At 68.1% G+C, this 24973-nt stretch carries 25 protein-coding genes and 7 pseudogenes; 18 read left to right on the top strand and 14 right to left on the bottom strand.

What is annotated here, in order from left to right:
• Window positions 1-181 precede the first annotated feature (181 nt).
• From SGFS_RS51700 to SGFS_RS01880, 4 genes and pseudogenes are all read right to left on the bottom strand, one after another.
• Window positions 182-604 (bottom strand): annotated as a pseudogene (locus tag SGFS_RS51700) (IS5 family transposase); the annotation flags it as partial.
• 101 nt (window positions 605-705) lie between these two features.
• Window positions 706-1056 (bottom strand): annotated as a pseudogene (locus tag SGFS_RS51695) (IS5 family transposase); the annotation flags it as partial.
• Window positions 1057-1109: 53 nt separating this feature from the next.
• Window positions 1110-1995: pseudogene (locus SGFS_RS01885) on the bottom strand (IS481 family transposase); the annotation flags it as partial.
• A gap of 68 nt (window positions 1996-2063) precedes the next feature.
• Complete coding sequence (locus SGFS_RS01880; RefSeq protein WP_286247078.1) at window positions 2064-2429, bottom strand: VOC family protein; 366 nt, start codon at window positions 2427-2429, stop codon at window positions 2064-2066.
• Window positions 2430-2521: 92 nt separating this feature from the next.
• Between SGFS_RS01880 and SGFS_RS01875 the strand changes: the two are divergent.
• Window positions 2522-3488, top strand: a pseudogene (locus SGFS_RS01875) (helix-turn-helix transcriptional regulator).
• Between the two features lie 31 nt (window positions 3489-3519).
• Here SGFS_RS01875 and SGFS_RS01870 read toward each other — a convergent pair.
• The 4 genes and pseudogenes from SGFS_RS01870 to SGFS_RS01855 all read right to left on the bottom strand — a co-directional run.
• Window positions 3520-3663, bottom strand: a pseudogene (locus SGFS_RS01870) (IS982 family transposase); the annotation flags it as partial.
• A 701-nt stretch (window positions 3664-4364) separates the two neighbouring features.
• Window positions 4365-4748 (bottom strand): DoxX family protein, encoded by a 384-nt coding sequence (locus SGFS_RS01865; RefSeq protein ID WP_286247077.1) that lies wholly within the window; start codon window positions 4746-4748, stop codon window positions 4365-4367.
• Window positions 4749-4805: 57 nt separating this feature from the next.
• Window positions 4806-5648: an NAD(P)H-binding protein gene (locus tag SGFS_RS01860; RefSeq protein ID WP_286247076.1), complete on the bottom strand. Its 843-nt coding sequence runs from the start codon at window positions 5646-5648 to the stop codon at window positions 4806-4808.
• Window positions 5649-5847: 199 nt separating this feature from the next.
• Window positions 5848-6306 carry a nuclear transport factor 2 family protein gene (locus tag SGFS_RS01855; RefSeq protein ID WP_286247073.1) on the bottom strand — a complete coding sequence of 153 codons (459 nt, stop codon included), beginning with the start codon at window positions 6304-6306 and terminating at the stop codon, window positions 5848-5850.
• Window positions 6307-6441: 135 nt separating this feature from the next.
• Here SGFS_RS01855 and SGFS_RS01850 point away from each other — a divergent pair, with 135 nt between their 5' ends.
• The 12 genes and pseudogenes from SGFS_RS01850 (at window position 6442) to SGFS_RS01800 (ending at window position 16224) form a co-directional block, all read left to right on the top strand.
• Entirely contained in the window at window positions 6442-7332 is an 891-nt protein-coding gene (locus SGFS_RS01850; RefSeq protein WP_286247071.1) for a LysR family transcriptional regulator, read from the top strand.
• 429 nt (window positions 7333-7761) lie between these two features.
• Entirely contained in the window at window positions 7762-8049 is a 288-nt protein-coding gene (locus SGFS_RS01845; protein WP_286247069.1) for a hypothetical protein, read from the top strand.
• 28 nt (window positions 8050-8077) lie between these two features.
• Complete coding sequence (locus SGFS_RS01840; RefSeq protein ID WP_286247067.1) at window positions 8078-8608, top strand: hypothetical protein; 531 nt, start codon at window positions 8078-8080, stop codon at window positions 8606-8608.
• Window positions 8609-8775: 167 nt separating this feature from the next.
• Window positions 8776-9282: a phage integrase N-terminal SAM-like domain-containing protein gene (locus tag SGFS_RS51215; protein WP_350283962.1), complete on the top strand. Its 507-nt coding sequence runs from the start codon at window positions 8776-8778 to the stop codon at window positions 9280-9282.
• A 5-nt stretch (window positions 9283-9287) separates the two neighbouring features.
• A complete protein-coding gene (locus tag SGFS_RS51210) occupies window positions 9288-9860 on the top strand; it encodes a tyrosine-type recombinase/integrase (RefSeq protein ID WP_350283961.1) in 573 nt (190 codons plus the stop codon).
• The gene (locus SGFS_RS01830; RefSeq protein ID WP_286247066.1) at window positions 9857-10183 is read left to right on the top strand and encodes a helix-turn-helix domain-containing protein; all 327 of its coding nucleotides are present in this window, start codon (window positions 9857-9859) and stop codon (window positions 10181-10183) included. Before SGFS_RS51210 ends, SGFS_RS01830 begins: the two co-directional genes overlap by 4 nt.
• Window positions 10180-11148: a hypothetical protein gene (locus tag SGFS_RS01825; RefSeq protein WP_286247064.1), complete on the top strand. Its 969-nt coding sequence runs from the start codon at window positions 10180-10182 to the stop codon at window positions 11146-11148. Before SGFS_RS01830 ends, SGFS_RS01825 begins: the two co-directional genes overlap by 4 nt.
• Window positions 11145-12521: a hypothetical protein gene (locus SGFS_RS01820; RefSeq protein WP_286247062.1), complete on the top strand. Its 1377-nt coding sequence runs from the start codon at window positions 11145-11147 to the stop codon at window positions 12519-12521. The genes SGFS_RS01825 and SGFS_RS01820 overlap by 4 nt, the downstream gene beginning before the upstream one ends.
• Window positions 12518-13207, top strand: a complete 690-nt coding sequence (locus SGFS_RS01815; protein WP_286247061.1) for a hypothetical protein — start codon at window positions 12518-12520, stop codon at window positions 13205-13207. The genes SGFS_RS01820 and SGFS_RS01815 overlap by 4 nt, the downstream gene beginning before the upstream one ends.
• 633 nt (window positions 13208-13840) lie before the next feature.
• Window positions 13841-14068 (top strand): annotated as a pseudogene (locus SGFS_RS01810) (NF041680 family putative transposase); the annotation flags it as partial.
• A 123-nt stretch (window positions 14069-14191) separates the two neighbouring features.
• Window positions 14192-15625: an FG-GAP repeat protein gene (locus SGFS_RS01805; RefSeq protein WP_286247060.1), complete on the top strand. Its 1434-nt coding sequence runs from the start codon at window positions 14192-14194 to the stop codon at window positions 15623-15625.
• Window positions 15626-15768: 143 nt separating this feature from the next.
• On the top strand, window positions 15769-16224 hold the full coding sequence (locus tag SGFS_RS01800) for a hypothetical protein (RefSeq protein WP_286247058.1): 456 nt from the start codon (window positions 15769-15771) through the stop codon (window positions 16222-16224).
• A gap of 84 nt (window positions 16225-16308) precedes the next feature.
• Here SGFS_RS01800 and SGFS_RS01795 read toward each other — a convergent pair whose 3' ends face one another.
• Window positions 16309-16488: a DUF6192 family protein gene (locus SGFS_RS01795; RefSeq protein ID WP_350284069.1), complete on the bottom strand. Its 180-nt coding sequence runs from the start codon at window positions 16486-16488 to the stop codon at window positions 16309-16311.
• Window positions 16489-16624: 136 nt separating this feature from the next.
• Here SGFS_RS01795 and SGFS_RS51690 point away from each other — a divergent pair, with 136 nt between their 5' ends.
• From SGFS_RS51690 to SGFS_RS51205, 3 genes are all read left to right on the top strand, one after another.
• On the top strand, window positions 16625-17047 hold the full coding sequence (locus tag SGFS_RS51690; protein ID WP_434025966.1) for a hypothetical protein: 423 nt from the start codon (window positions 16625-16627) through the stop codon (window positions 17045-17047).
• Between the two features lie 156 nt (window positions 17048-17203).
• On the top strand, window positions 17204-17551 hold the full coding sequence (locus SGFS_RS01780) for a PadR family transcriptional regulator (RefSeq protein ID WP_286247056.1): 348 nt from the start codon (window positions 17204-17206) through the stop codon (window positions 17549-17551).
• 94 nt (window positions 17552-17645) lie between these two features.
• A complete protein-coding gene (locus SGFS_RS51205; RefSeq protein ID WP_350283960.1) occupies window positions 17646-18236 on the top strand; it encodes an HD domain-containing protein in 591 nt (196 codons plus the stop codon).
• Window positions 18237-18330: 94 nt separating this feature from the next.
• Here SGFS_RS51205 and SGFS_RS01775 read toward each other — a convergent pair whose 3' ends face one another.
• Complete coding sequence (locus SGFS_RS01775; RefSeq protein WP_286247055.1) at window positions 18331-18996, bottom strand: hypothetical protein; 666 nt, start codon at window positions 18994-18996, stop codon at window positions 18331-18333.
• A 1007-nt stretch (window positions 18997-20003) separates the two neighbouring features.
• Here SGFS_RS01775 and SGFS_RS01770 point away from each other — a divergent pair.
• Both SGFS_RS01770 and SGFS_RS01765 read left to right on the top strand, forming a co-directional pair.
• Window positions 20004-20285, top strand: coding sequence for an NAD(P)-binding domain-containing protein (locus SGFS_RS01770; RefSeq protein WP_434028172.1), 282 nt, complete (start codon window positions 20004-20006; stop codon window positions 20283-20285).
• A 100-nt stretch (window positions 20286-20385) separates the two neighbouring features.
• Window positions 20386-20586, top strand: a complete 201-nt coding sequence (locus tag SGFS_RS01765; protein WP_286247054.1) for a hypothetical protein — start codon at window positions 20386-20388, stop codon at window positions 20584-20586.
• 69 nt (window positions 20587-20655) lie between these two features.
• Here SGFS_RS01765 and SGFS_RS01760 read toward each other — a convergent pair.
• The 4 genes and pseudogenes from SGFS_RS01760 to SGFS_RS01745 all read right to left on the bottom strand — a co-directional run.
• Window positions 20656-21798: pseudogene (locus tag SGFS_RS01760) on the bottom strand (alpha-amylase family glycosyl hydrolase); the annotation flags it as partial.
• A 513-nt stretch (window positions 21799-22311) separates the two neighbouring features.
• Window positions 22312-22608 carry a hypothetical protein gene (locus SGFS_RS01755; protein WP_286247052.1) on the bottom strand — a complete coding sequence of 99 codons (297 nt, stop codon included), beginning with the start codon at window positions 22606-22608 and terminating at the stop codon, window positions 22312-22314.
• Window positions 22609-22710: 102 nt separating this feature from the next.
• Complete coding sequence (locus SGFS_RS01750; RefSeq protein ID WP_286247050.1) at window positions 22711-23769, bottom strand: LLM class flavin-dependent oxidoreductase; 1059 nt, start codon at window positions 23767-23769, stop codon at window positions 22711-22713.
• A gap of 459 nt (window positions 23770-24228) precedes the next feature.
• A complete protein-coding gene (locus SGFS_RS01745; RefSeq protein ID WP_286247047.1) occupies window positions 24229-24906 on the bottom strand; it encodes an SDR family NAD(P)-dependent oxidoreductase in 678 nt (225 codons plus the stop codon).
• Window positions 24907-24973 lie beyond the last annotated feature (67 nt).

The following is a 24973-nucleotide window of genomic DNA, read 5'->3' as shown; positions in this document are numbered from 1 at the left end:
GGGCGGGGGCGGTCAAGACTGTGACGGTGCCTGTCGCGAAGGCCCCTATCGGGACACGTCCCCTGCCCGGCGGCAGTCAGTACCCGCCCCAGGCAGTGACCGACAGATCAAACTCAAGGCACGAGGCCAGTCATAGCGCGGGTCAGACCACTACCCGGAGCGGCACCTGCTCATCCTCACAGTCATAGCGCGTCGCGACGGCCCGGGAGTTCTTCAGCTTGTTGATAGCCCGTTCGACGGTGTTGCGGTTTTTACCGGTCCTCGTCGAACCCCGGTGGCCGTCCGCCTCGTGATCCCTTGCGCAGGCGGGCGGTCTGGCTGTCGGCCTTCTCCGGGATCGTGTGCCGGATGCCGCGTCGCCGCAGGTACTTACGGCAAGGACCGTTGCTGTAGGCCTTGTCGGCCGCGACGCTGTCCGGCTTCTTGCGGGGTCTGCCCCGTCCGCAGCGGGGGACCCGGATATTCTCCAGCACCGGCACGAACTGGGTGCAGTCGGCCCGCTGCCCCGGTGTGACGATCAGGGACAGCGGGCGGCATCGGCCGTCCGCGCTCAGGTGGATCTTGCTGGTGAAGCCGCCGCGCGAACGACCCAGGCCTTCGCCTCCCGCACCACCTCCACCAGCCGGCCGACGAGGCTCTGCCACGGAGTTTCGTCCTGATGTTCCAGGGTCTCGTCCCCCTTTGAGGCAGCGAGGGCCGGCGGCGGGTCAGTGCGGGCACCGGCCGCGTGCTGGTGTGCGCGAACGATGGTGGAGTCCACAGAATGTCCCAGTCGATTTCGCCGGCTGCATCGGCTGCGGCCTGGACCTGTTGCAGCAGACGCTCCCAGGTGCCGTCCGCAGACCAGAGCCGATGCCGCTCGTAAACCGTCTTCCACGGCCCGAACCGCTCCGGCAGATCGCGCCAGTGCACCCCGGTCCGCACCCGGTGCAGAATCCCGTTGATCACCTGCCGATGATCACGCCACCGCCCGCACCGACCATTGCTCACTGGCAGAAACGGCCGCAGCCGTTCCCACTCCCCGTCTGACAGATCACCGCGTTGACCCCGCCCCATGCACAGGACAACGATCCGACCAGCCGACAGTCACATGATCGGCCGGACAGCTCCTAGATGTATGAGGGCTCGACGTTGGTGACGCTCTCGCGGAGGCGTGCTGCTGGCGGCTTTCCGGCGGCAGCACTATGCGGCCGGTGGTAGTTGTAGTGGATGTTCCACACTGCGATCGCGGCTGACCGGGCGTCCTCGCTGGTGAACTCGCGGGCGTAGAGGACTTCCTCGGCCATGATGCGCTGGTAGCGCTCCACCTTCCCGTTGTGCCGAGGTGTGTATGGCTTGGTTCTCTGATGCCGGGTGCCTTGCCCGATGATGCGGGCGAACTCGCCGGAGCGGTAGCAAGCGCCATTGTCGGTGACGACCCGGTGGATGTGGTTGATGCCGTGGGCGGCGAACCAGACCTTCGCCCGGGCGAGGAAAGCAGCAGCCGTCGCGCCCTTCTCATCGCCCAGCGGTTCTGTGTAGGCGAGCCGTGAGAAACCATCGACGACGGAGTGCAGTTGGACGTAGCCACGCTTCGCCCCGGCCGACTTCGCCCGACTGGCGACCTTGGCCTGTTCGCTGTCCCGGCCGTGGATCCGCCACCCGCCGCCATCAGGGATCCGGCCGACCTTCTTCACATCCAGGTGCACGATGTGTCCGGGCCAGCGGGCGGGTGATCTTCCCCGGCTTCCGGTTGTTCTCACCGCCTGGGTCGATGAAGCGGCGCTCGCCGAGGCCGAGCCGGGTCAGGTGTCGGCTGACAGTTCGCCGGTTGATCACAAAACCGATACTCACAAGTTCGTCAGTGACCCGTTGCGCGGACCACTTGTGCTCGCGGCGCCAGGACTCGATCTGCTCGATGACCCATGCTGGAGTCGCGTTCGGACTCCGGTGCGGACTCGACGGCCGGTCTTGCAATCCCGCATCACCGTGTAGCCGCCAGTGATTTACCCACTTGATCCTCTCGAAGTCGGACGACGGCAGGCGCGACACCTGTCGTGCGCGCCCTGCCGCAGTGCGGCCTTTCAGTCCCGCGGTGCGACGCGGATACGGTTCCCGTCAGGATCGGCTGCGAGGAAGGTCAGCCCGAACCCCGCATCATGAGGCTCGCGCAGGATCGTGACCCCCTTGGACTTCCACTGCTCAAAGATTGCGTTGAGCTCGTCGGGTCCACCGTCGATGGCCAGGCACACCTCACTGGTGCGCGGGACGTCCGGTGACAGATCCTCGAACTGGCCAGACCACACACCGAGGTCAGCGCCCGGCCCGAGGTCGAAGGTGATGTATCCCGAAGTCTCGAACGAGGGGCTCATGCCGAGGAGGTCGCCGTAGAAACGAGCTGCGGCGGGAGCGTCGTTCACGTAGACGATGGACACGACGGATGTGGTCATGGTTGTTCCTTCTCAGAGGTCGTAGGTACGCATCCACCAGCCTGACCGGGATATGCGCCGCATCGTGTCGCAATTCCTGAAAAAATTGGTGTGTGACCCCAGATCGCTTCTTCACCCTGATGCTGCTCCTCGAATCGAGGGATGCCGTGACCACACAGGAACTTGCCTCAGCGCTCGGGGTGTCCCTTCGAACCATCACCCGAGACCTGAACTGGCTCCGCGACGCCGGTCTGCCGGTGACCGCACACCGGGGCCGCCTCGGAGGCGTGACCATGCTGCCCGGGTCCGGGCTCGACCTCACGCGACTCACACCGGGCGAGCGTGATCATCTGTCGCTCACCGGGCTGGATGAGAAGCAACGTGCGGAGCTCAACGCATCGGCCGAAAGCCGGAGCGCGCTTTCCAAGATCGTCGCTACACAGCCGCGTCGAGTTCATGAGCTCCTGCCGCTCACCGACGTAGTGCACGTGGACAGCCGTCCCTGGCGTCAGGCACGAGCTTCCGGTACGACTCCGGCTTCGCTGATCGGCGCAGTGCGGCGAGGTCGCCGGCTACGGATCGAGTACGACAGCCCACGCGAGTCATGCCCACGCGACCTGGTCGTGGATCCCTACGGGCTGTTCGCCAAGGCCGGCATCTTGGTACCTCGTCGCCGACTGTGCCCGAGTGCCACGGATGTACCGACTCGAACGGATCACGACGTGGAAAGAAGTCGACCAGCCACGACGGATCCGCGAGAGCCAGACCCTGGCCACCGTCGCTGCCGCGCTCATTGATCAGTGGGAACACAACCACGCGATAGAGGTCAGCGCCACCATCGACCAGACCCAGATCGAGCGAGCGCAACGGATCTTTGGCCTACGACTCGTCCGGGACGACCATGAAGAATCCGCCACCGGCCACAAGGTAACGATCCGCTTCCTGCATCTGGAGGACGTGCGAGCACTACTGCCGTTCGGGAACGCCATCACTGTGCACGGCCCCACCGAAGCCAGGGCTCACCTCAGCGACCTCGCCACCAATCTTGCCCACCACTATGCGCCGTCACCAACGTCCTGACCCGCAACACCTGGATGATTAATTCCAAGGTCAGTGACCGGACGACTGGTTGGTGGGCGTGGTGGTTGTGCCGGATCGCGGCGGTCAGAACGAGGAGTCGTTGCAGGACGCGGACGGCTACCCCGTCAGGGGTGCGGCCGCCGTGGCGTCCGAGGTCCAGCTGAGCCTTGAGGGTCTGAACGCCCTCAGAGCCGCAGCGGCCGTCGGTCTCGGCGGGGTTTTCGGCGCCGCAGCGGATCACCGGGTATGCGCCAGCCGTCATGCCGTCACCCCCAGGGGCGGCCGCTGTTGAAGTGGGAGGCGGATGGGGCCTGCCTCCCACTCTCGACTGTGCATCGGACGACGGTTGAGTCGGTGCCGCCTTGGGGCGGTGTGGCTGGTGATTCCACGCCGCAGCGCATCGCTGATCAGTGCAAAGAGCGCCCGTCGAGACCTTGGCGGGGTCGCTGGCCCGAGCATGGTCCGGATCACGATCGATGCGAATCCGCTCCTGGTTGGCCGCCGCCCGGCGCCATGAAGAGGTCGAAGCCGGACGCAACCATGCCGTGGCACGCCTGCGGAACGCACCGAGTTGATGGGCCGATGCGTAAGAGCTTGTGGTGCGTGTCGCCTGCTGGCCGGGGTTTCTGCCGCGGCGCGGAGAACCGCTGATGCACAGCCCGCCGGAACGGACACCACCCTATGCCGTCCTGGGGGGGCGCTTCCGACGACATCTGCATCCGGCCAAGGGCAACGAGATCGGCCAAGTGCGGTGGTGCCACGGGTTCGGCGTTGTAGTAGGGCACGGAGCTGACGCCACCTCGGCGCGGGGCGCGGACGTGCGCCTGCAGCCGAGGTGGGACCGACGACACCGGTGCGAGAGACCGACGACCTTTGTCAGCTGCCGAAGGACCAAGAGCCGAAGCGGCCCCACGCGACGAAGACGGCAAGCGCGAGATAGACCGTGTTGAGCAGCACCAGTCTGGACTGGCCGAGGCGACCGTGGGTGATCATGGCGCCTACCACGAGGGCGATCCAGCAGGCGGCCGTCACCGGCACCATGACCGGTGCGATGTCGAGCACGGCGGGCAGGATCAGGCCGACCGCCGCCATGAGTTCGAGGACCCCGAGGGTCTTGATGAAGCCGGTGCTTGCGTCTTGCGTCCATTCCCCGCCGTGCTGCGCGGCCAGACTCGCCTTAGGGATGAAGGTCTTGCTGCTGCCGCCGGCCAGGGCGACCGCGGTCAGCAGTCCGGCGGCGATCCAAAGAGTGAGGTTCATGGGTGAACTCCCAGTCTTGTGTGAAGTGAGTGCGAAGTCGTGGGAATCGGCGGGGAATCAGCCGCCGAAGGCGGGTGCGTTGTCGCGTGCCCAGTCTGCGAAGGTGCGCGCGGGTCGACCCAGCAGGTCTTCCACGGCGCTGGTGGTGGGTCCTGGGCGGTGGACGTAGTCGGCCAGGGAGCCGAGCAGGCGGTCGGGGACCTCCTCGGGCAGTCCTTGCGCGAGCATGCCCTGGCGTATGCGCTCCGGCGGGAGCTCCTGGAAGGACAGTGCCCGGCCGAGGGCGGCACCGATGAGGTGCACCTTCTCAATCTGGTCCAGTGACTGCGGCCCGGTCAGTGTGTGGATCGACCCCGGGGGAACGCTGCCGCGGAGGGCGCGTGCGGCGACGGCCGCGATGTCGGTTTCGTGGATGGGCGAGGTGGCGGCTTGGCCGCACGCGCCGCGCACCACGTCGCCGGACCTGATCTGGGGCGCCCAGGCGAGTGCATTGGCCGCGAAGTCGGCCAGGCGCAGGACCGTCCAGTCCAGGCCGGAGCTGCTGACGAGGTCCTCGGCGCGCTGGAACTGCGCGGCGAAGCGGGCTTCCCCTGCGGGATGCTCCACGGTGGTGGCCGACAGCAGCACCACACGCTGCACGCCCTGTTTGACGGCGAGCCGCAGGAGTTCGCCAAGTCCCGGGCCGGTGGCGCGCGGGCTGATCTGCAGGGCCTCCACTCCCTCTAGCGCCGCCTCGATCCACTGGGGGCGGAACAGGTCGCCGCTGACGGCTTGGACGTCGTCCGGGAGCGCGGCCGAGCCGGGGCCGCGCGTGACCGCGGTGATGGCCGTGCCCTCCTGCAGCAGCAGGTTCATCACCTGACGCCCGACGACGCCGTTGGCTCCAGTGATCAGGATCATGACGGTTCTCCCCTTTGATTGATGCTGATTTCGGTTGATGCGGAGGATGGAGGCATGCGCCGGTCGTCGGTCATGGCGAGCCGGCTGCCCGGGTGGGTCGTGTGCTTGAGAACAGATGTCCACGGACTCGGGGAAGGGCGGTCGCAACACGACGCGGCCAGGTGGTCGATGCACGTCCCGGTCGGCCCATCGGTGGTCGTCAGACGCGCCTGTGCGCCAGGTGTCGGGGCGGTGAGCCCGTAAGCGGGGTGGAGTCGAGGTACTTGACCTCGTAGACGCGTTCGCTGAACTTCCAGCCGTCGGACATGCGCTGGTAGCGGTCGTGATAGAGGGCGTAGTTCAGGTGCGAGGTGCCGTCGTGCATCCGACCGAACTCCTGGATGTACACGCGCCCGACCGCGGTGTCGCCGTCGAGCCGGATGACGCCGGGGTGGACGGTCTGAAAGAAGAACTCCCACAGTCCTTGCCCCCACTCGATCCCCGCGCGGATCTCCTCGCGGCCGACGAACTCCTTGTCGATGTGCGGCCATCGCATGGCGCCCTCGGGCGTGAACAGCGAGGCGACGCGGTCGAAATCGCGCATCATCACAGCGTCGGTGACCTCGGCGCGCAGCGCCTCGATCTCGACGCGATCGAAGACGGCCTGCATAGCGCTCATCGGGCTTCCCTGCCTTATCGATGCGTCGGTCAGGCGTCTGCCGCCTGCCCGGTAGATGATGTGTCCAGCATCGATCCAGGTCAGCGGTGGAACAATGTAGAGTCCGTGGAGCTATCCATAACGTGGGAGTTATGTATGGAGCTGCGCGACATCGAGATCTTCCTGACACTGGCGGAAGAGCTGCACTTCGGCCGCACCGCCGAACGGCTTCATGTGTCCCAGGCCCGCGTCAGCCAGGCCATCCGCAGACAAGAACGACGCCTCGGCGTGGCCCTGTTCGATCGCACCAGCCGACGCGTGGCCCTGACCCCTGTCGGCAGGCGCCTGTGTGAAGACCTCCAGCAGGCCCTCGACCTCCTCCACGCAGGACTCGCCCGCGCCCAATCAGCCGGTCCGGGCGCGGGCCGGACCCTACGGCTGGGCGTCTTCGGCCACGCCGGACACGAACTACGCCCCCTCGTCGACGCGTTCCGCACCCGCTACCCCGGCAGCGACATCCAGTTCGGCGAAATCAACGGCAGCGACGCGTTCACCGCCCTGCGCACCGGAGAGCACGACGCGCACGTGCTGTGGCTGCCCGTCGCCGAACCGGACCTCACTGTCGGCCCCACCGTGCTCACCGGAGGCCGCGTGCTGGCCGTCTCCGCAGATCATCCGCTCGCCCAACGCGGCACCGCGTCCCTGGAAGACCTCGCCGACAACCACGTCGTCGACCTCGGCCCCGAAGCCCCCGAGTACTGGGTCGCCTCCATGGTCCCCACCCGCACCCCGCTCGGCCGCCGTATCCCACGTGGGCCCGCCGCACGGACCTTCCACGAGATCCTCTCCCTGGTCGCTGCTGGACGCTGTGTCCACCCGCTGGGCGAAATAGCCGCGCGCTACAACAGGCCCCCCGGCATCGTCTTCCTGCCCCTCCACGACGCCCCCACCCTCGAATGGGCACTCACCTGGCGCACCACCGCTGACAGCCCTACCATCCGCGCACTGGCCCAAACCGCCGCCGACCTCGGCCCCATCGCACTGTGACAGCGACAACGGGCAGCGAACGGGGGCGCGCGCCCAACCCGGCCGCTACGTCCGCCACAGCCCTCGCCCGCGCGGCCCCGGCGTATTCGGGCGGGGCCGCGGAGCATTCCTCCTGCGGGAGGAATCAGGCCCCCGAGCAGGCCGCAGGAGGTCTGTACGGTCAACGGCGGATCTTCGAGCAGGAAGTGACACCTGCGGTGCCCGGTGACACTCTGGTGCTCACCAAACGCCCGCTGCGCGATGACGTTGCGCTGGAGGAGACGTCCCGGTTCGCCGAGGACTTGTGGGTGCTGACGCCGGCATGGCTGCGGGCCGACCAGAAGACCCTGCGGCTCGACTTCACCCTCCTGCCGCCCCAACTGGTCGAGATCGTCAAGCCCTTGTTCCTCACCCTGCTCGCCCAGGACACACCGCCGGGAGAAACTGCCCTTGGCGATCGACAGCATCCGTACCTACTACACCTGCGTCAGGCGCTTCCTGTGGTGGGTCCACACCCGAGATCGCACCCTGCGGGAGATCGACGGTGAGGGCCTGGACGATTACCACCGGGAGATCATGACGTGGAGGCTGTCCGGCGGGGCGACCCGACGCCACCGCCGAGCAGTACGGATGCTGTGGGCCTACCGCAACGTCCTGCCCGACCACCTCGAACGACCCCCTACGGCGGCCCTTGTGGCGGGCATGGGCACGCGCTCACCGCCGACCTGCCGGAGATAATCTCACCGACCGTATCCATGAGCAGGTCGTGGGGCCGCTGCTGACCTGGGCGATCCGCTGGATCGACGACTTCGCCGACCACGTCCTGGCCGCCGGAGCCGAGCGCGACGCCATCGATGCCCGGCCGCCCGCCGGCCCCGACCTGCCCACCGCCCTGGCGGCACTGCTGGACGACTTCCGCCGCCGCCAGCACCCTCTGCCAGCTGCCCCCGCGCGCCTGGCCTCCGGCCGCCGCGGAGCGCCCTTCCCCAGCACCAGCTACCTCGCCCGGCTGCTGGGCTATCCCATACACCGCCTGGACGAGGCCCGGCCACGGCAGATGATCGCGGACGCCGCCCGGGACGTCGGAGTCGACACGGACTGCCCCCTCGCGCACGCTCCCCAGGGGCAGCTGGACGACCGGTCATGGGTGAAGCGCATCTCGTACTACGACGTCGCCCGCCTGGAGCGACTGCTGCAGGTGACCTGCTGGATCGTGATCGCCTACCTCTCCGGCATACGCGACTCCGAGAACGGGGCGGAGTTGCATCTGATGCAGCACTCCGCAGGGTCCAAGTAAGCGTGAATCGGCAGGTGAGAGGCGTCTGCTCCGTCATCCTCTCGCACCGTGCACGCCATCTACCAGCGCCTCTTGCGCCCCGGCGATGCCATCCCAACAATGTTGCACCTAACGCAACGGAGGTTGGAGTGGCGAAAGCGGCCGATTCGGCGGGTGCGGCACACCTGATGCTTGTAATCGGGATCTCCTACCTGGACCCCGAACCCGCCGTGTTCAAGGCCATGTTGGAGGGGTGGACCAAACAGCAGCGGGCCCGCTTCCTGAAGTGGGAGGGGACCATCAAGCCGCGACTGTCGCTGGTCCGCCGGTTCGCCGAGTTCTCCAACCAGTACCCGTGGCAGTGGCAGCCTGCGGAGTTCGAGGCGTTCATCGACCACCTGCGCACGAAGACGCCGACGTTCACCGTGTCGAGCGGCCGTAACTACCTGAACCACCTGCGGCTGTTCTGCGAGTACATCACCGATCCGCGCTACGACTGGATGTCCGTCTGCCAAGAGCGCTTCGGCCAGGTGCCGGTCCAGATCCTGCACGAGTGGAACACCGTCACCCACGTCAGCGAGTACGAAGGCGACCCGAGCCGGAGGCCGCTGACCTACGACGAGATCCAGGCCTGTTCGACGCCGCCGACGGCCGGGTCGAGGAGATCCGAAAGCGCGGCCGCAAGGGCGCGTTGACCGCGATGCGCGACTCCGCCCTACTCAAGACCTGCTACGCCTACGGCATGCGGCGCCGGGAGAACGTCGGCCTCGATCTCGCCGACCTGAGGCGCAATCCGAAGGCTCCGCAGTACAAGCGCCACGGGGCGGTGTTCGTGCGCTGGGGCAAGTCGTCCAAGGGCAGTCCGCCCAAGCGCCGCACCATCTTCACGGTCCCCGAGATGGACTGGATCGTCGAGGACCTCGACCACTACCTGACCGAGGTCCGGCCCCGGTTCAACGTGGGAAAGCACCCGGCGATCTGGGTCACCGAACGCTCCGGGCGCCTGTCGCGCCGGGCGGCGAACGAAGCCTTCGAAGCCGCGAAGCAGGCCGCCGACCTGCCCGAAGAACTCGAATTGCACTGCCTGAGGCATTCATGTATCACACATTTGACCGAATTTGATTACCCGGAGCGGTTCGTCCAAGACCAGGCCGGTCACGGCTATGCCAGCACGACGGCCCTTTATACGGGTGTCTCGGACGAGTACCGCAATCGGCTGCTGCACAAGAAGTTGGGCCAGCGATTCCCCGGCATCTGGGAGGACCCGAAGTGATCAAGAAGATGGGCTACCGCTGGAATCTGCGCAAGCTCATGGCCGACCGGGAGATGTTCCAGACCACCGACCTGGTGCCGCTGCTGGCCGAGCGGGGCGTCAACCTCTCGCGTGAGCAGGTCTTCCGCCTGGTCACGCAGCCGCCGCAGCGGATGTCGATGGACACTCTCGCGGCTCTGTGCGACATCCTCGACTGCCAGCCCAACGACCTCATCGAGATCCGGGTCGTCAACGAAGAGGTACGCAAGACCGCCGGCGGAGAGACGCCCGGCACGCTTCCGGCCGTGCGCCGGACCTCGATCCGGCGGCCGGAGGGCCTGTGACCGCGCCGTCCCCGACCGCCCTGTCGATCGTCGCCCGCCTTGCGGCGCAGGTCGCCCGCATGGAGGCCGCGACGTCCGCCGCCGTCGGCCAGCTCACGTTGGTGCTGCCGTCGCTCGGCGCCCAGGAGGCCGAGGCCGCGCTGGTGACCGCGGTCCCGATCCCCGTGCGGGGGGCGGCGAAGTTCCTGGAGGAACTGGCCGGACACCTCGCTGCCCAGCCTGACGCGCTGACGTCGGGCAGTTCGCTCTGCCCACCGGTTCTGCTGCGGCTCGCCGAAGTCCTGCACGACGCAGGGCACCCCGTGGTCCGCCCCGGTTGCGCACACTGCGGAAAGATACGAAGCGACCTGCGCCAACTCCGTCCCGAAGGACGGCTCTGCGGCACCTGCGACGCCCGGAGCCGGCAGGCGACATGCGCCCGCTGCGGACGCGAGAACGTACGCATCGCGGCCCGCCGACCCGAGGGGCGCATCTGCCACACCCGCTACCACTCGGACACGGAGATCTTCGAGGAGTGCGCCGAATGCGGCCAGTCCCGAGCTCCGGCCGTCCGCCGCGAGGACGGCCGAGCCCTCTGCAGGGGCTGCTGGAAACGCCCGATGCACACGTGCGTGAGCTGCGGAAAGACCGCAGCAGCTGCCCTCGTTGACGACGACGGGGCACTCTGCCACCTCTGCTACAACCGCCACCGCCGACCACGGCGTCCCTGCGGACGGTGCGGTCAGCTCAAGCGCATCGCCCGCAATGCACGTGACGGTCAACCCGACCTCTGCGACGGCTGCTACCGCGGCCCCGAGGTGACCTGCTCGATCTGCAGCCGGGTCCGCCCCTGCACCAGCCGCGATGCGCAGGCCAGCCGGTCTGCGGCAACTGCTACCGGCGTAATCGTCCAGGAGAGCCATGCGCTCGATGTGGTCGGACCAAACCGGTCAACACGCGGTGGCCCATCGGGCCGGTCTGCATGAGCTGCTACAACGCTGTGCTCCGGTCGCCGGCCGAGTGTTCCCGCGGCACAGTCCAGCCACTGATCGCACGGAACAACGACGGCGCCGGAGTCTGCGGACCCTGCGTCGGCTTCGCCGCCGACTACACCTGCCGTCAGTGCGGCAGGGCCGGCAACCCCCACAGCCGCGGCCGATGCGCTCACTGCGTCCTCGCCGAGCGGGTCAACGCCCTGCTGACCGGTCCCGACGGCATGGTCGCCCCGCAGATGAAACCGCTCGCCGCCGCGCTGGCGGACGCTCCCTCGCCGTTTCCGGCGATCCAGTGGCTCAAGGAGAGCCCGAACACCAAGCTCCTCGCCCAGCTCGCGGCCGAAGGCCACATGCTCAGCCACGAGTTGTTGGACGAGCTCCCGCCCAGCCGGAACCAGCGCTACATCCGTCAACTCCTGTTCCACACCGGCGTCTTGGAGGAACGCCATGAGGACCTCGAACGCATCCCGGGCTGGCTGGAGCACGAGCTCGAGGACAAGTCAGCCGCGCACGCCAACCTCGCCCGCCCGTTCCTGCACTGGTTCCTGCGCCAGCGGGCCGCTATCCGCCGCCACCCCGCCTCCGCCGACCGCGACCTGCGGCGCCGCGTCAGCGTTGCCCTGGACTTCCTGTCCTGGATAGACCAACGCGGCCTGGACCTCGCCGACCTCGCCCAGGAGCACATCGACGACTGGATCGCCGGAGCCACCAGCCAACGTCGCTACCTGATCCGGTACTTTCTGAAATGGACCACGAGCCGTCGGCTCACCCGCGAGCTCACGGTTCCTTCCATCCCGAGGCAGGAGCCACAGAACCTGCTCGACGAGGACGATCGGTGGCCGCTCCTCCAGCGTTGCCTCACCGACGAGGCCCTGCCCACGGATGTCCGGGCGGCCGGCGCGATCACCCTGCTGTTCGGCCCGTCCACAGAACGCCTCTGCCATCTGACGCCCGAGCACCTCAAGTTTGGCGACAAGGACACCCACCTCGTCCTGGGCCGCCATCCCGTCCTGCTGCCTCCACGTCTCGCCGAACTCCTTCGGCGCCTCGCCGAACAGCCCCAGCTGCGGCCGCAGCTCTCGCGAGTCCGCCCAGGCCCTCAATGGCTCTTCCCCGGCATGGTCCCGGGCAAGCCGATCTCGACCCACGGCATGACCCAGAAGCTCAACCGGCACGGCATCCCGGTTCGCACCGCCCGCAACGCGGCGCTGGCCGCCCTTGCTGCTGATCTCCCCAGCCCGATCCTCGCCGACGTGACCGGGATGCACCGCCACACCGCACTCCGCTGGGTCGCCTACGCCCGACGCGACTGGGCCGAGTACCTCGCCGCCCGAGCCGAGGACCAACAGGAGGACAACCGATGACCGACACGACCAGCGACAGCAACGGGCGCACAGCGCAAGAAGTACGCGGGTACCTACTCGCGCACTTGAACGCTGCTATGCGCCGCCCCGGAATGTATGGCGGCGAGACGGCGCTCAGGCTCTACCTCGACGCAGTGGCGTTCGCCGACGCTGCTGAGCAGGTATGGCAGGAGGAGCTGAAGGATCTCCAAACGAGAGTGGCCTTCTCCACTGGAGTGCGCGGAGCCTTCCAAGATCTCTGGGGTGATACGCACGAGGGCTCTGTGGCGTCGGTGTATGCCGAGATTGCACACCGCCAGGGATGGCTGAGACTCGACCGGACCCTCACCTCAAGCGAATACGACGAGATCCGTCACGCCAGCGAGACCTGGTGCCGAGAGGATCGGTTCCTCAGCGATGTCGTCACGGCGTTCGGTCCGCCCTCGGTGCTCTTCGGAGGGACCAACCCCAACTATCCCAAGACACTTGCCTATACGACCGATCGGCGGGACGACGTCCTTCTCTGCTTTCACCTCTGGAACAGTTTCACGAGCCCAAGCCCATCATCGTCGTGCGTCCACGCCGAGCCAATCCTCTGGGCGTTCCGCGCCGGCGGCACCCTGTTCATGGACGGCTTCACCTTCACGCCTGAGGGAACGGCCCGCCACTCGCTGAGCGGCGGCCGTACTCAACCTGAGGGCAGTTGAGGGAATAGTGCACGGTCGGAATAACCCCCTCTCGCCAGTAAACAGGGTGGCCTACGCCAGGCGGGATTGGGCGGAATACCTTGCCGTCAGGGCTGCGGACGATAAACAACAGACTTGGGAAGCGAGAAATAGTAAAGCTACGCTTCCAGGGCATTGGGATCCGGCACGGCTGCATGCAACTGACGCGCGAGAATCGACGGATGCCTCGCCGGAAAAGGGCTATCCCTCACGCCGATGACAATCCGAGTTCAAGCTCAGTAGCCATCGTAAGGCTCGCCTTCAGGCAGCAACGCCTAATGTGGCAAATTTCAATCTGCCCTGGAATGGAATGCATGTTCGCGGCAGTCGAATGCACACGAACCACCCCGTCGCGCCGAAGTTTACCCGGATCACGCTTACCGTTACTTCCCCATGTCCACCGCTTGACGGGGTAGATTCGACCTCGTCGCGGAACCCGGAATCGCTGGTGCCAGCGTAGCCCTCGAACATCTGGACGTACTGGTGGCGGTATTGCAGGGCTCCTGCGATGGTGCCGCCAGGGCGGCGGGCGATGAACCAGGCCAGGGTCCTGCGGAACTGGCGTGTGGTCAGCCGTGGCAGCCTTCCCCGAGGGGTGTCCCATCCGGACGGCCGCGGCCGGCCAGGCCCGAACGCCTCACCCCGGCCCGGGTCCGCCGGGGGTTCAGAAACATCCGAGCCCACCTGCTCTGCCCGGCCCGTGTTCCCCAACCGCGTGGCGCCGGTCCCGGACGGTCGCCCGGGACCAAGAACCGCCCTCCCGCACCCCGCTACGACGTGGGCAGGACCGCCAAACGCCCCGAGACCCTCAGCGCCATCGGCAAGCCCGGTAGGCCCTGGTAGATAAAGAACAAGCTGAGTCCTGTCCACCGGGCGGCCACCTTCTCACAACCCTTCGTACCCCTCATGAGTCACATCCCCATAATCCTTCGCCCTCATTTCCTCCTTCGACTATGGGAGTTCACCGTGCGCGCACGCACCCTGGCCGCCGCCGCCGTGGCGGCACTCACCGCAGCCGGCCTGACCCTGCCGCTCGCCGGGAGCGCCGCGGCTGCAACGACTCCGCGGTTCGACTTCAACGGCGACGGATACGCGGACATCGCGGTCGGCATGCCCAATGCCACGGTGGACGGCAAAGCCAAGGCCGGCTATGTCAGCGTGATCTATGGCGGCCCGCAGAGCCCGAGCCAGTCCACCGGCGTCATCAGCCAGGCCGAGGCCGGCATACCCGGCACGCCCGAGGCGGGCGACCGCTTCGGCTCCTCCGTGGCACCCGTCGACGTGAACGGCGACGGCGTCTTCGAGCTCGTCGTCGGCGCGAGCGGCGAGTCACTCACTTCCGATCAGCTCAAGGACGAGGGCACCATCACCGTCCTGGACGGCTCGGAGTGGAACGTCAAGGGCACCACCGTGGCCAGGGGCGCGTCCGAGTACAGCAGCATCGGCCGGACCATCGCCACGGGCGACTACGACGGCGACGGCGACACGGACCTCGCGTACGGCGAGAACGGCGAGGAGCACGGCGCGCTCCGGTTCCGCCCGGGCCCTCTCACCGCCGACCCGGTGACCACCACCACCCTGCGCCGCTACAGCATGGGCGGCGCCACCCGCGACCTGGCCACCGGCGACTTCGACGGCGATGGCCGGGACGACCTCGCCGCCACCTGGCAGGGCATAGAGGACTCCAGCACCTTCATCACGCGCTGGGACGACCAGGCCAAGCCGGCCCAGTGGTACGCCGACGCCGACCGCGGCAGCGCGCTCGCCGCCGAAGACTTCGACCAGGACGGCACCGACGACCTCGCGATCGGCCTCGTACAGCCCAACCCCGAGTCGGAGAGCACGCATTGCGAGGATCGGCTCGGTGGTGCGGTGCTCCTGCTCAAGGGCTCGAAGACCGCACGGTTCGGCGCCGAGTACGAGTGCATCACCCAGTCGAACCCGGAGGTCGGTGGTGCCGCCGAGGAGGGCGACGACTTCGGCGCCGCGCTGTCCGCCGGCGACCTGAACGGCGACAGCCGACCGGAACTGGTGGTCGGCGTGCCCGGCGAGGACGTGGGCACCGTGAAGGACGCGGGCGGATACGTCACCATGAACGGCACGGAGCAGGGCCTCTACGGCGGTCTCGCCCGCAGCCAGAGCACCCCGAACATGCCCGGCACGGCCGAGGCCGGCGACCGCTTCGGCGCCCAGTTGGCCGTCGGCGACTACAACCGCGACGGCCTGTGGGACACAGCGGTGAGCGCGCCCGGGGAGAACGCCGGTGAGCCCAGGTCGGGTGGCGTCTGGTTCGCGCCGAGCAGCACCGAGGAGACGTACCCGTTGGGCAAGTCGCTGACCCCCTTCGGCTTCGCGCTGCCCCACGGGGCCATCAAGTACGGCGAAGTGCTGGGGCATTAGAGGGCGTTTGATGTAGGCGAATTGCTGTTTATTTCCTATTAGGTTCCTCGCCGGGTGGGTGTGGTCTCATCCGTTATGCGCTTGGCGAGGTTGTCGTTAGAGGCGATGTGGATCATTGCTTCGGGCGGATAGACCTGGTCACGTTGGCGACGATCGCCGTCTCAGTCGTCAATGCGGCACTGTTCGCGCCGAGCGCGAGGGCTGCCGAGAATACCTGGATCAAGATGGAATTCGATCCGGGGGCGGACAAGTGTCTCACTGCCCGCACGAACGAGCTTTCGTCTGGCAGGTGGGGGGTGCGCGGCGAAGAATGCCGTTGGGGGGATCGGTTCCAGCTGTGGGACCGGAGAGGTGCCAACATCGTCAAGGCTTATACGAATCAGTGCCTCGACGGCAACTGGAATGGCGAGGTGTACTACATGGAATACAACGGTGGCGACTATCAGAAATGGAACTACACCCAGTCTGGCCACGGCCTTCTGGTAAAGAACGCAGCCACCGGCCGCTTGCTGTCCACGGATGAGTTCGGGTGGTTTGTGACTACGCAATCGGTTGATATGGGGTGGACTTCACGGTGGGAGTTTTCCGGCGGCGAATAGGCGTCCCGTAGGGCTCGCAGGCGGTCGGACCGCTGCGGATCTGGTACTGGCTCAGCTCGCAAGCCGGGGAGCGTTTGCGCACGGCTATTCACCCCGCAGGATGCGGGCGAGTTCCTCGTCCATGTGGACCTGACCGGTCGACACCGCGGTCTCCATCCAGTCCAAAGTGGCGCGGGCCCGGGCGATGTTCGACAGCAGCACCTCGCGCTCGTCCGCGACCAGTTCGGAGGCGATGGCCGCGAGCGTCCCGCGATGCTGGATCAAGGCTCGGGCCAGGTGGTCCGGGACGCACAGGCGGCGCAGGCCACGAGAGGCGACGGCAAGTTCCCGGTCGCGCTCGTGCAGGAACCAGCGCCGGCTTGTGGCCGATCGGGGTGCGCTGGGCCACTAGCGTGCGCCGATGGTCGACCAACAGTTTGATGTCCCGGCTCGGCCCGTCCGGGCACGCCTTGGGCAGGTCGGGCTCGCGCAGAGCCACCCGGGCCACCGCATCGGCGTCGATCGGGGGCCGTTACGGGCCCAGCGTCCTCAGCGAACCGGCCAGCTGCGGCACATCCGGATCCCGACGATGCGCGAGACGTTCGGCATCGTCACCGGCCTCGTCGTCACCGGCGTCTTCAAGGTCTTCCAACTCGTCTACGCCCTCGTCGGCGGCGGCCCCCTCCACCTCTCCGAGGCCATGGTCAGCTACATGCACGACATCACCTTCACCACCCAGCAGTACGGCTACGGCATGGCCCTGGCGGTGGTGGCGTTCGTGGTGGGCGCGCTCGCCTCCGCGGCCAGGTTCCTCGGCAACCGCCGTAATGGAGAAGTCCGTTGAGCATCGACACCGAGGTCAAGATGCCGCTCGCGTCCCCGGCCGCTTCCGGCGAGACCGCGAGCAGGCCGCGACGCCGCAGCCGCGGCCGCAGCCGGATCGTGGTCTCGGCGGTCGCGCCTCTGGGTAGCCCATATATAGGCTATGTAGAGTACGAGTATGGGTATGCCGCGTATGACCCTGCAGACCCAACTGGTCTTGCAGGCTTTGCTGGAGGATCCCGCCCAGCGGCGCTATGGCCTTGAGCTGTGCGAGCTGGCGGGACTGCCGTCGGGCACGATCTATCCGATCCTCGCCCGTCTGGAACTGGCCGGTTGGGTGGACAGCACCTGGGAGGACCCCGCCGTGCACGAGAAGGCCGGCCGTCCGCGCCGGCGTTTCTACCGGATCACTCAAGAGGGCGTCGAGCAGGCCCGCGACTCCCTCGCGCGCGCCTACCGGTCGAGGAAACGGCCGCTGCCGGGATGGGCAGTGGCCCGCCCGGCCTCCGAAGGGGGAGCGTCATGAAGGCAGACGGCGGTAGCGCCCCGGCGCACCCCCCAACGCGGCAACGCACCGTCCTTCGTGACGTCCTCGCCGTCGTTCGCACTCCACCCCGACGTTGAAACGACGCTCCTCGAACGCGCCTACGGCGGGTCCGCTCTCTGGCATCGGGGGCACATGCGCCACAGCGGAGACTTGGGTCCTTACCCACCGCCTCGCGGTCGCCGCGATCGTCGCCGGCCACCTGCACTTGCCACCACCGGTCGTGTGTGCCGCTCGGCTGCACGACCTTGAGGACACCGCCTGCCCTCCCGGCCGTCTGGCTGACCAATTCGGTCCCGACATCGCTGACTTGGTGGCCGCCGTGCCACTGGGAGCGGTATCGGGATGTGTGATGGCCATGGCGCACGGAGATCTGACCGCCTGGGTGACCGTGTTGCCCGCCGGAGCCGCTCTCCGGGTGGTGGCGATCGTTCTGTTCGTGATCAGTGAGACACCTGCTCGGCGGCTAGGACAGCTCATTGAAGCCTGGCGGGGTCCGTCCGGTCCGGTGCTCCCGCCCTCATCCGGCTTCGGACAACCACTGACAGGTCGGCGGGCCGCGGCAGGTGAGCCGGGAGCCGCAGGGCAGGCACAGGTGGTCGGCTGGGTTGCCGTCACCCGTCCGGTGGAGAAGCTGTTGGCGGCGCAAGAGAGTCCCGGCCGGTGAGGCAGGGACTCTCTTGCTGCTGTGGATCGCGCTGCGGACCGCCCGGCATCCCGCCCGGGACCTCAGCGGCCGGCACGGCTGTGCCGCAGCGGTGTCACGCGCCGGCTGGTGCGGGCTGCTCCTCGGCCTGCGGCGGTGCTGCCTGCTCCGGCACCGCAGATGCGGTGTAGAAGACGGACGAGCCCTGCTTGCTGCGTTGCGCCTGGCTCTTGGCCACCAGCCCTTCGAGGGTGGTGCGCACCACGGTCGTCTTGACGCTGCGGTCGGGATGGGCCTGGCCGAGGGCTGCGGCGATCTCCGCCGCCGAGCGCGGCTCGCTCTGCTCGGAGAGGTGGCCGCGGATCAGCTCGACCAGTGTCGGCTGCGCCGTCTTAGCGGACTGCGCCTTGCCAGCACCCTTGTCGGCATCCTTGTCGGCCGCCGGCTTCCCGGCCGTGCCACGACGGGGTGCGGTGGCGGTCTTCTTCGTCTGTGCCCGCTTGCCTGTGCCGGACTTGGCGGTCTCCTTCGCCGCGCGGGGGGCGGGCACCGTGGTGCTGTCCGACGGAGCCGCAGGCTCTGCGGAAGCCGGTGTTGCGCCGATCGCCTGCTGGATGCTGACCAGCACCGTGTGGTCACGCTGATGGGCTGCCAACTGCTCCTGCAGCGCGGCGATTTCCGCGCCGATCCGCTGTTGTTCCTTGGCATTGCGTTCGAGATCTGCACTCACCTGAGCGCTGTACTGCGATGTCAGTTCGGTAGTGGAAACGTTCTCGGACATGGGGCGCACAACCTTTCCTCGGCCCAAGGCCGGAGTTGAAGACCTGCCACACGTGTGCTTTCCCAGGCTGGTGCCTGCGGGGTGGCAGCGATATCTGGTGCACAGTGCCCTGCCGTAGAGATAGTACGGATAGCCGGAGCGGGCTGTTCCTCGAGCAGGTCTGTGAACTGGCCCCAGCGATCCGGTGACGGGGTTCGCCGACGGGCGGGCTGATGAGGACGCGCGGGCCGCATGGGCAGTTGCCGAACCACCTCGTCGGTCTCCCGGTCGCGGTGCCAGGCTGCGAGTGTGCGCCGAGCAACCGGCCGGTCCAGGGCGGTGAGCCGCAGCACGGTTGGTGCCGCGGCAGGCGGGACCAAGGGGACGCAGTGAAGCGCCCAGCGAGCGGCGCGGCGGCGCGCGCCGCAGACCGGAATCACTGCCACCGCGTTCCACCCCGGGGTCGTCAATTCCAGCATCGGCAGGGGCGCGGCAGGCATCAACCATCTGATCTACAACACCCGTCTCGGTCGCACGCTGATGATCGACAACAAAGAGGGCGCAGCGCCACTCGTGCCCTCGCCACCTCGCTGACCCGCACAGCGTCAACGGCCAGTACTTCCACAGGATGAAGGCCGACTCCCGGACCTCGAAGCAGGCCCGCAGCCCCGAACTCGCCCAGAGGCTGTGGGCGCACACGCAGACCATGCTCGGTCTGAGCAGTAACCGATGAGGAACGGCCCAGGCCGCCGTTCGCAGGGTTCCAGGGCTGCGCAACGACGCGGGAGACGTCTTGCTTCAGCCGTAGATCGCCGGACCCGGCGGCATGGTCTCGGACACATTCGCATCCACGAGCTGTGCGGACAGCCCCGCCTTCAGCAGGTGGACTACTCGGTACGACAACGTGGTGCGGCACCGTACCGCGCCCGGGCCGGCCACGTCGTCTTCGCCGGCTGCGCGCCGCGGCGTAGCCGCGCGGACCCCCGGACCCGCGAAGGGCGCCACCCACCAAGTAGACCGGGTCAGCCCTGGCCCGCCTGGCCGTCTCGGCCGGACTCGACATCCTGCTCAGCAACTCCCGGGGCCCCGAGACCCTCACCGATCTCGTCGGCGACCTCGGCGGACACGCCCGCGCGACCACACCGGCAGAGGCGGCATGTGCCGGGGACCTGGTGGTGGCCATCCCGCTGAAAGCCTACGACCAGCTCCCCGTGGACGCCCTGGCCCACAAGACCTGCCTGGCACCCAGCCCCACACCCGCAGGAGCCACGACCACCTCAGAGGACCGCCAGGAAACCCGAGCCCGATGACACCTCGCCCACCAGCGTCTCCCATCGCCTTCTTCCGGGCTTTCAGAGCAGCACTCCTGAGCTACTCCGACGCGATGAAGGCGGACCCAAGCTCGGGATGATGTCGTCGACGGCTCGACGGCTCGACGGCTCGACGGCTCGACGGCTCGACGGCTCGACGGCTCGACGGCTCGGCGGCTCGGCGGCTCGGCGGCTCGGCGGCTCGACGGAGCGTCTCGCGGACCACCGCGGCGTCGTCGAGTTGGCCGCCCTGCAGGGCGCCGTCGAAGGGGCCAGGGCCTGCCCGATCGGCGGGGAGTAGCACCGGGCAGGCCCTGGCGGATCAGGGGGGAAGACTGCTGGTCCTGGTCGTGGTCCTGGTCGCGGGTGGCTATACCGCGAGCCAGGCTGCCTGGTCCGGCGTCAGCACGCCGTCTTCGACGGGACCGCTGGCCAGCAGAACGGAGCTGTGGTCGGGCAGCGGGTACGCCTCACCGGAGAGGTTCACCACGCATACGAAGCCAGGGTCGCGGCGGAAGGCGAGGACGCCGACGGGGGTGTCGAGCCAGGTCATGGTGCCGTCGCCGAGGGCAGGATTCTCGCGGCGCAAGTGGAGGGCGGTGCGGTACAGCTCCAGCATCGAAGTGTTGTCGCCGGTCTGTGCCTCCACGGTGAGCTGGTTCCAGGTCGCGGGCTGGGGCAGCCAGGGTGCAGCGTAGGCGTCCTCGGGGCTGAAGCCGAACGGCGTCGCCTGTCCGGACCAGGGAATGGGCACGCGGCAGCCGTCGCGGCCTTTGTCGGTGTGGCCGGAGCGTTCCCAGATGGGGTCCTCCAGAACGGACTCGGGCAGGTCCTCGACCTCGGGGACGCCGAGTTCGTCGCCCTGGTAGATGTAGGCGCCGCCGGGGAGGGCGAGCATGAGCAGGGCTGCGGCGCGGGCGCGGCGGGTGCCGAGGTCCAGGTCGACGGCGCCCTGGGGCTGGTAGCGCTCGTTGGGGACCCACCGTGCGACGGTCTTGCGGGCGTAGCGGCTGGTGTGGCGCATGACGTCGTGGTTGGAGAGCACCCAGGTGGCCGGGGCGCCGATGCCGCTGAGCATGGCGAGGGAGTCGTCGATGACCGTACGAAGGTCTTTGGGATCCCAGCTGGCCATGAGGAAGTCGAAGTTGAAGGCGGTGTGCAGGCCGCCGGGGCGGACGTAGGCGGCGAGGCGTTCGGGGGTGTCGGCCCAGGCTTCGGCGACGAAGGCCCGGTCGCCGTCGAACTCGTCGGCGACCTTGCGCCAGGCACGGTAGATGTCGTGGACCTCGTCGCGGTCCCAGTGCGGGTGCTGGACGTGGTGGAGGGGCTGCCTGTGTGCCGTGTCGGGGGGCGGGGGCAGGTCGGGCAGTTCGGGGTCCTTGGCGAGTCCATGGGCGACGTCGATGCGGAAGCCGTCGACGCCCCGGTCGAACCAGAACCGCAGGATGGACTCGAACTCGGCGTGGACATCGGGGTGCTGCCAGTTGAGGTCGGGCTGTTCGGGGGCGTACAGCGGTGACACGATGCCCGCGCGCGATCGTGACCCCCAGCCTGAGCGGGTGCTCCTGGAGCAGGACCTCGGTGCGAGCCTGGGGCAGGGCGGGGGAGTACGGGAAGGGAGTGTCCAATTCCCGGAAGTCGAGCCGCTCCTCGAGCGCGGCGAAACGGCCGCTCGGGATCGGCAGGACCTCGGCGAGGAACGACTTGTGCGCTCCTCGGGAGGCAAGGACCTCGGTGGTGCGGGGTGGATGGAGAGCGCCTTGGAGCGCTCATCGACCTTCGTACGCTCCTCGACGACGGTGACGAGGATCCCGCTCGACCGCAGTTCCGCCCGAGCCATAACCCGACAGGGCCTCCTCCGGCGATGACGATGTGCTGTTTTCTTCCACGAACCTGCCCCTTCTCGGTCGGTGACAGACCAACCCGGTGAAGTTGCGGGCCTGTTCAGTGGGCGATCTTCACGCGGACGCTGTCGATGCGGCGGTAGTGGTCGGCGAGTTCACCGGCGGAGACGGCTGCCGCACCCTCACCACCAGCGGGGTTCCGGACTCTTCGGAACGCGGCGGCTGGGTGCCGGGGCGGAGCCGTCCTGGCGGCCCTGGAAGACCTCCCTGAACCACGGCATGACTGTCGCCGCCAGGGAGGCGTCGGTGGTCGCCTGCACCAACTGCACCAGTTCGTTGGCCACGTTGAGGTCCTCGGTGGTCAGTTCCTCTCCGTCGCGCATGCGGACCAGAGCGTCCCTGAACGCCGCGACGAGACGTGCCGCGTGGGGGTCGAGTGGTACCGGGACGGTGGAGGACGGGTCGTTGGTCGCGTTCATGGCGGTTCTCTCCTCGAGAGTGAGGGATCCCTGAGGGCGGACCTCAGCCGGCGGAAATGCGGCGGGAGCAGGCACGTGGGCGAAGCCAGTCGGTTCTGGTCCTCAGACGGTGTTCGGTCCTGTCGGTGGGGCGAGTTCCTTGCGGATGGCGGGGGCGACCTCGGTGGCGAGGAGTTCGATGGACCGGTGGACCATCGGGGCGGGCATGCCGCCGAAGTCGATCTGGCCGAGGAAGCGGTCGAGGCCGAACAGTTCGTGCTCGCTGAGGATCTTGTCGATGACCTCCTGAGGGCTGCCGGCCACCAGTGCGCCATACGGGCTGGAGACGGCGTCGAAGTCGGCGCGGGAGACGTGCCGACCCCGGCCCGTGGGCGGCTTGGGCCGCAGATACTCCCGGTAGTAAGGAAAGAGGTCATCGCGCGCGCCCTGGGAGGTGGCGCCGACGTAGAAGTGCGTGGAGACGGCGAGCTTGAGCTGCTCGGCCCGGTGGCCCGCTCCGGTACCGACGGCCCGGTAGTGCTCGGCGGCCGCGCGGGCGCGGCGGATGTCCCCGCCGATCAGGCCCAGCGTCATGGGCAGCCCGAGATACCCGGCACGCTCCACACTGGCAGGAGTCCCGCCGACGCCGAGCCACAGCGGCAGTCGGGGCTGCTGGGGGAGAGGCGGGACCGGGAGGCCGCCCAGAGCCGGGCGGAAACGTCCATGCCAGGTGACCTGCTCGGGGTTGTCGCGGATGGCGAGCAGCAGTCGCAGTTTCTCCGTGAACACCTCGTCGTAGTCGTCCAGGCCGATACCGAAGAGGCGGAACGCTTCGGTGAAGGCGCTGCGCCCGGCGATGATCTCGGCGCGGCCGTCGCTGAGCAGGTCGAGGGAGGCGAAGTCCTGGTGGAGGCGGACCGGGTCGGCGGTGGACAGCACGGACACGGCGCTGGTCAGGCGGATGCGGCTGGTGACCTGGGCGATCGCGGCCAGTGGCACGGCGGGGTTGGCGACGGTGAAGTCCGGGCTGTGGTGCTCGCCGAGGCCGAAGACGTCCAGGCCCGCCTGATCGGCGGCGATGGCGTAGGACACGATCTCGCGGGTGCGGCGCCCGGCGTCGTGCAGTGCGTTCGTGGTGGGGTCGGTCTGCAGGTCGGACAGAGAGAGGATGCCGAGTTCCACCGACAGCTCCTGGACGCGATAGGGAAGTCGGACTGGCTGGGGAGTGGGCAGGACGCAGGTTCAGGAGGAACGGGGCCGAAAGGGCCCCACCGAAGCTCACGCTCAGCATCTTGATCACCGCGAGGTCGATGGCGGTTCAGCGGTGTGAGCACGACCGTGGTGTCCATGGAGTGCGGGAGGCTCAGACCGAGGGCGGCGGCGAACTCGGTGACGTCGAGCTCGCACCACCGGGGCCGCGACATCGCTCACTCACCCACGGCAGTTGGGGCTGAGACCGGGACTGCTTGCGGGCTTGGTGGTCTTCAGGACGCCGGTGGCCACGAATGCCGCGGCTGGCAGCGTCCTGCGCGATCTACAGGAACACGCTCGCCGGAGCGCATGCCTTCTCCTTGGCCGCGACGCGGTACGGCATGCCGCACCGCGTCGCGGCCAAGGGGCGGAGCGGGAGCCGACGCGGCCTCAGCCCCTGTAGACGATCTCGCTCTGGTCGCGCTTGGTGGTGTGCAGCTCCCAGTAGACGGAGGAAACCGCCTCGGGCGTGGCGGCCTTGAGCGTGGGGTCGATCGAGGCGCCGCCGAGCGCCACGTCGATGGCGATGTGAGCGGCCTGGATTCCGGTGCCGTCCAGCTCCTTGTGCAGGTTGACGACCCAGTTGCGCAGCGCCGCGGCGGCGGCGTTGACGTTGCCGACCATCGGCAGCGGGTCGAGAGAGCCGGCGCCGGTGGTGTAGAGCAGGGTGCCCGCGCCGGCCTCGCGCATCGCGGGCAGTACCGCCTTGGTGGCGGCCATGGCCCCGTACAGCTGGAACTCGATCTCGTGCTGGATGTGGGAGGGGTCGCTCTCGGCCGGAGTGACCAGCACGGTGGATTCCATGGCGAGCGGGGAGTACTCCAGGACGTCGATGCCGCCGAACCTGGCGGCGGCGTCCTTGAGCGCCTGGGTGAGCGCGTCATGGTCGAGGACGCTCGCGGGGAATGCGGCGGCGGTGACGCCCTCGGCGGTGAGCGTGCCGACGAGACCGTCGAGCTTCTCGCGGTTGCGGGAGATCAGGGCGACGTTGAAGCCCTTGGAGCCGAAGGTGCGGGCGATGGCCAGGCCCATTTGGGGGCCGGCTCCGATGATGGCGATGCTGGTCACAGCGATCCTTTCGCAAGTCTTGGCAGGGAAGCGGCAAGATTCGGATAGGGTTATCCGATTAAAGAAC

The organism is Streptomyces graminofaciens (assembly GCF_030294945.1).
In the GTDB taxonomy this organism is placed as follows: Bacteria; Actinomycetota; Actinomycetes; order Streptomycetales; family Streptomycetaceae; genus Streptomyces; species Streptomyces graminofaciens.
The sequence above is the reverse complement of the archived record's forward strand: the minus strand, read 5'-3'. Positions and strand labels throughout refer to the sequence as shown.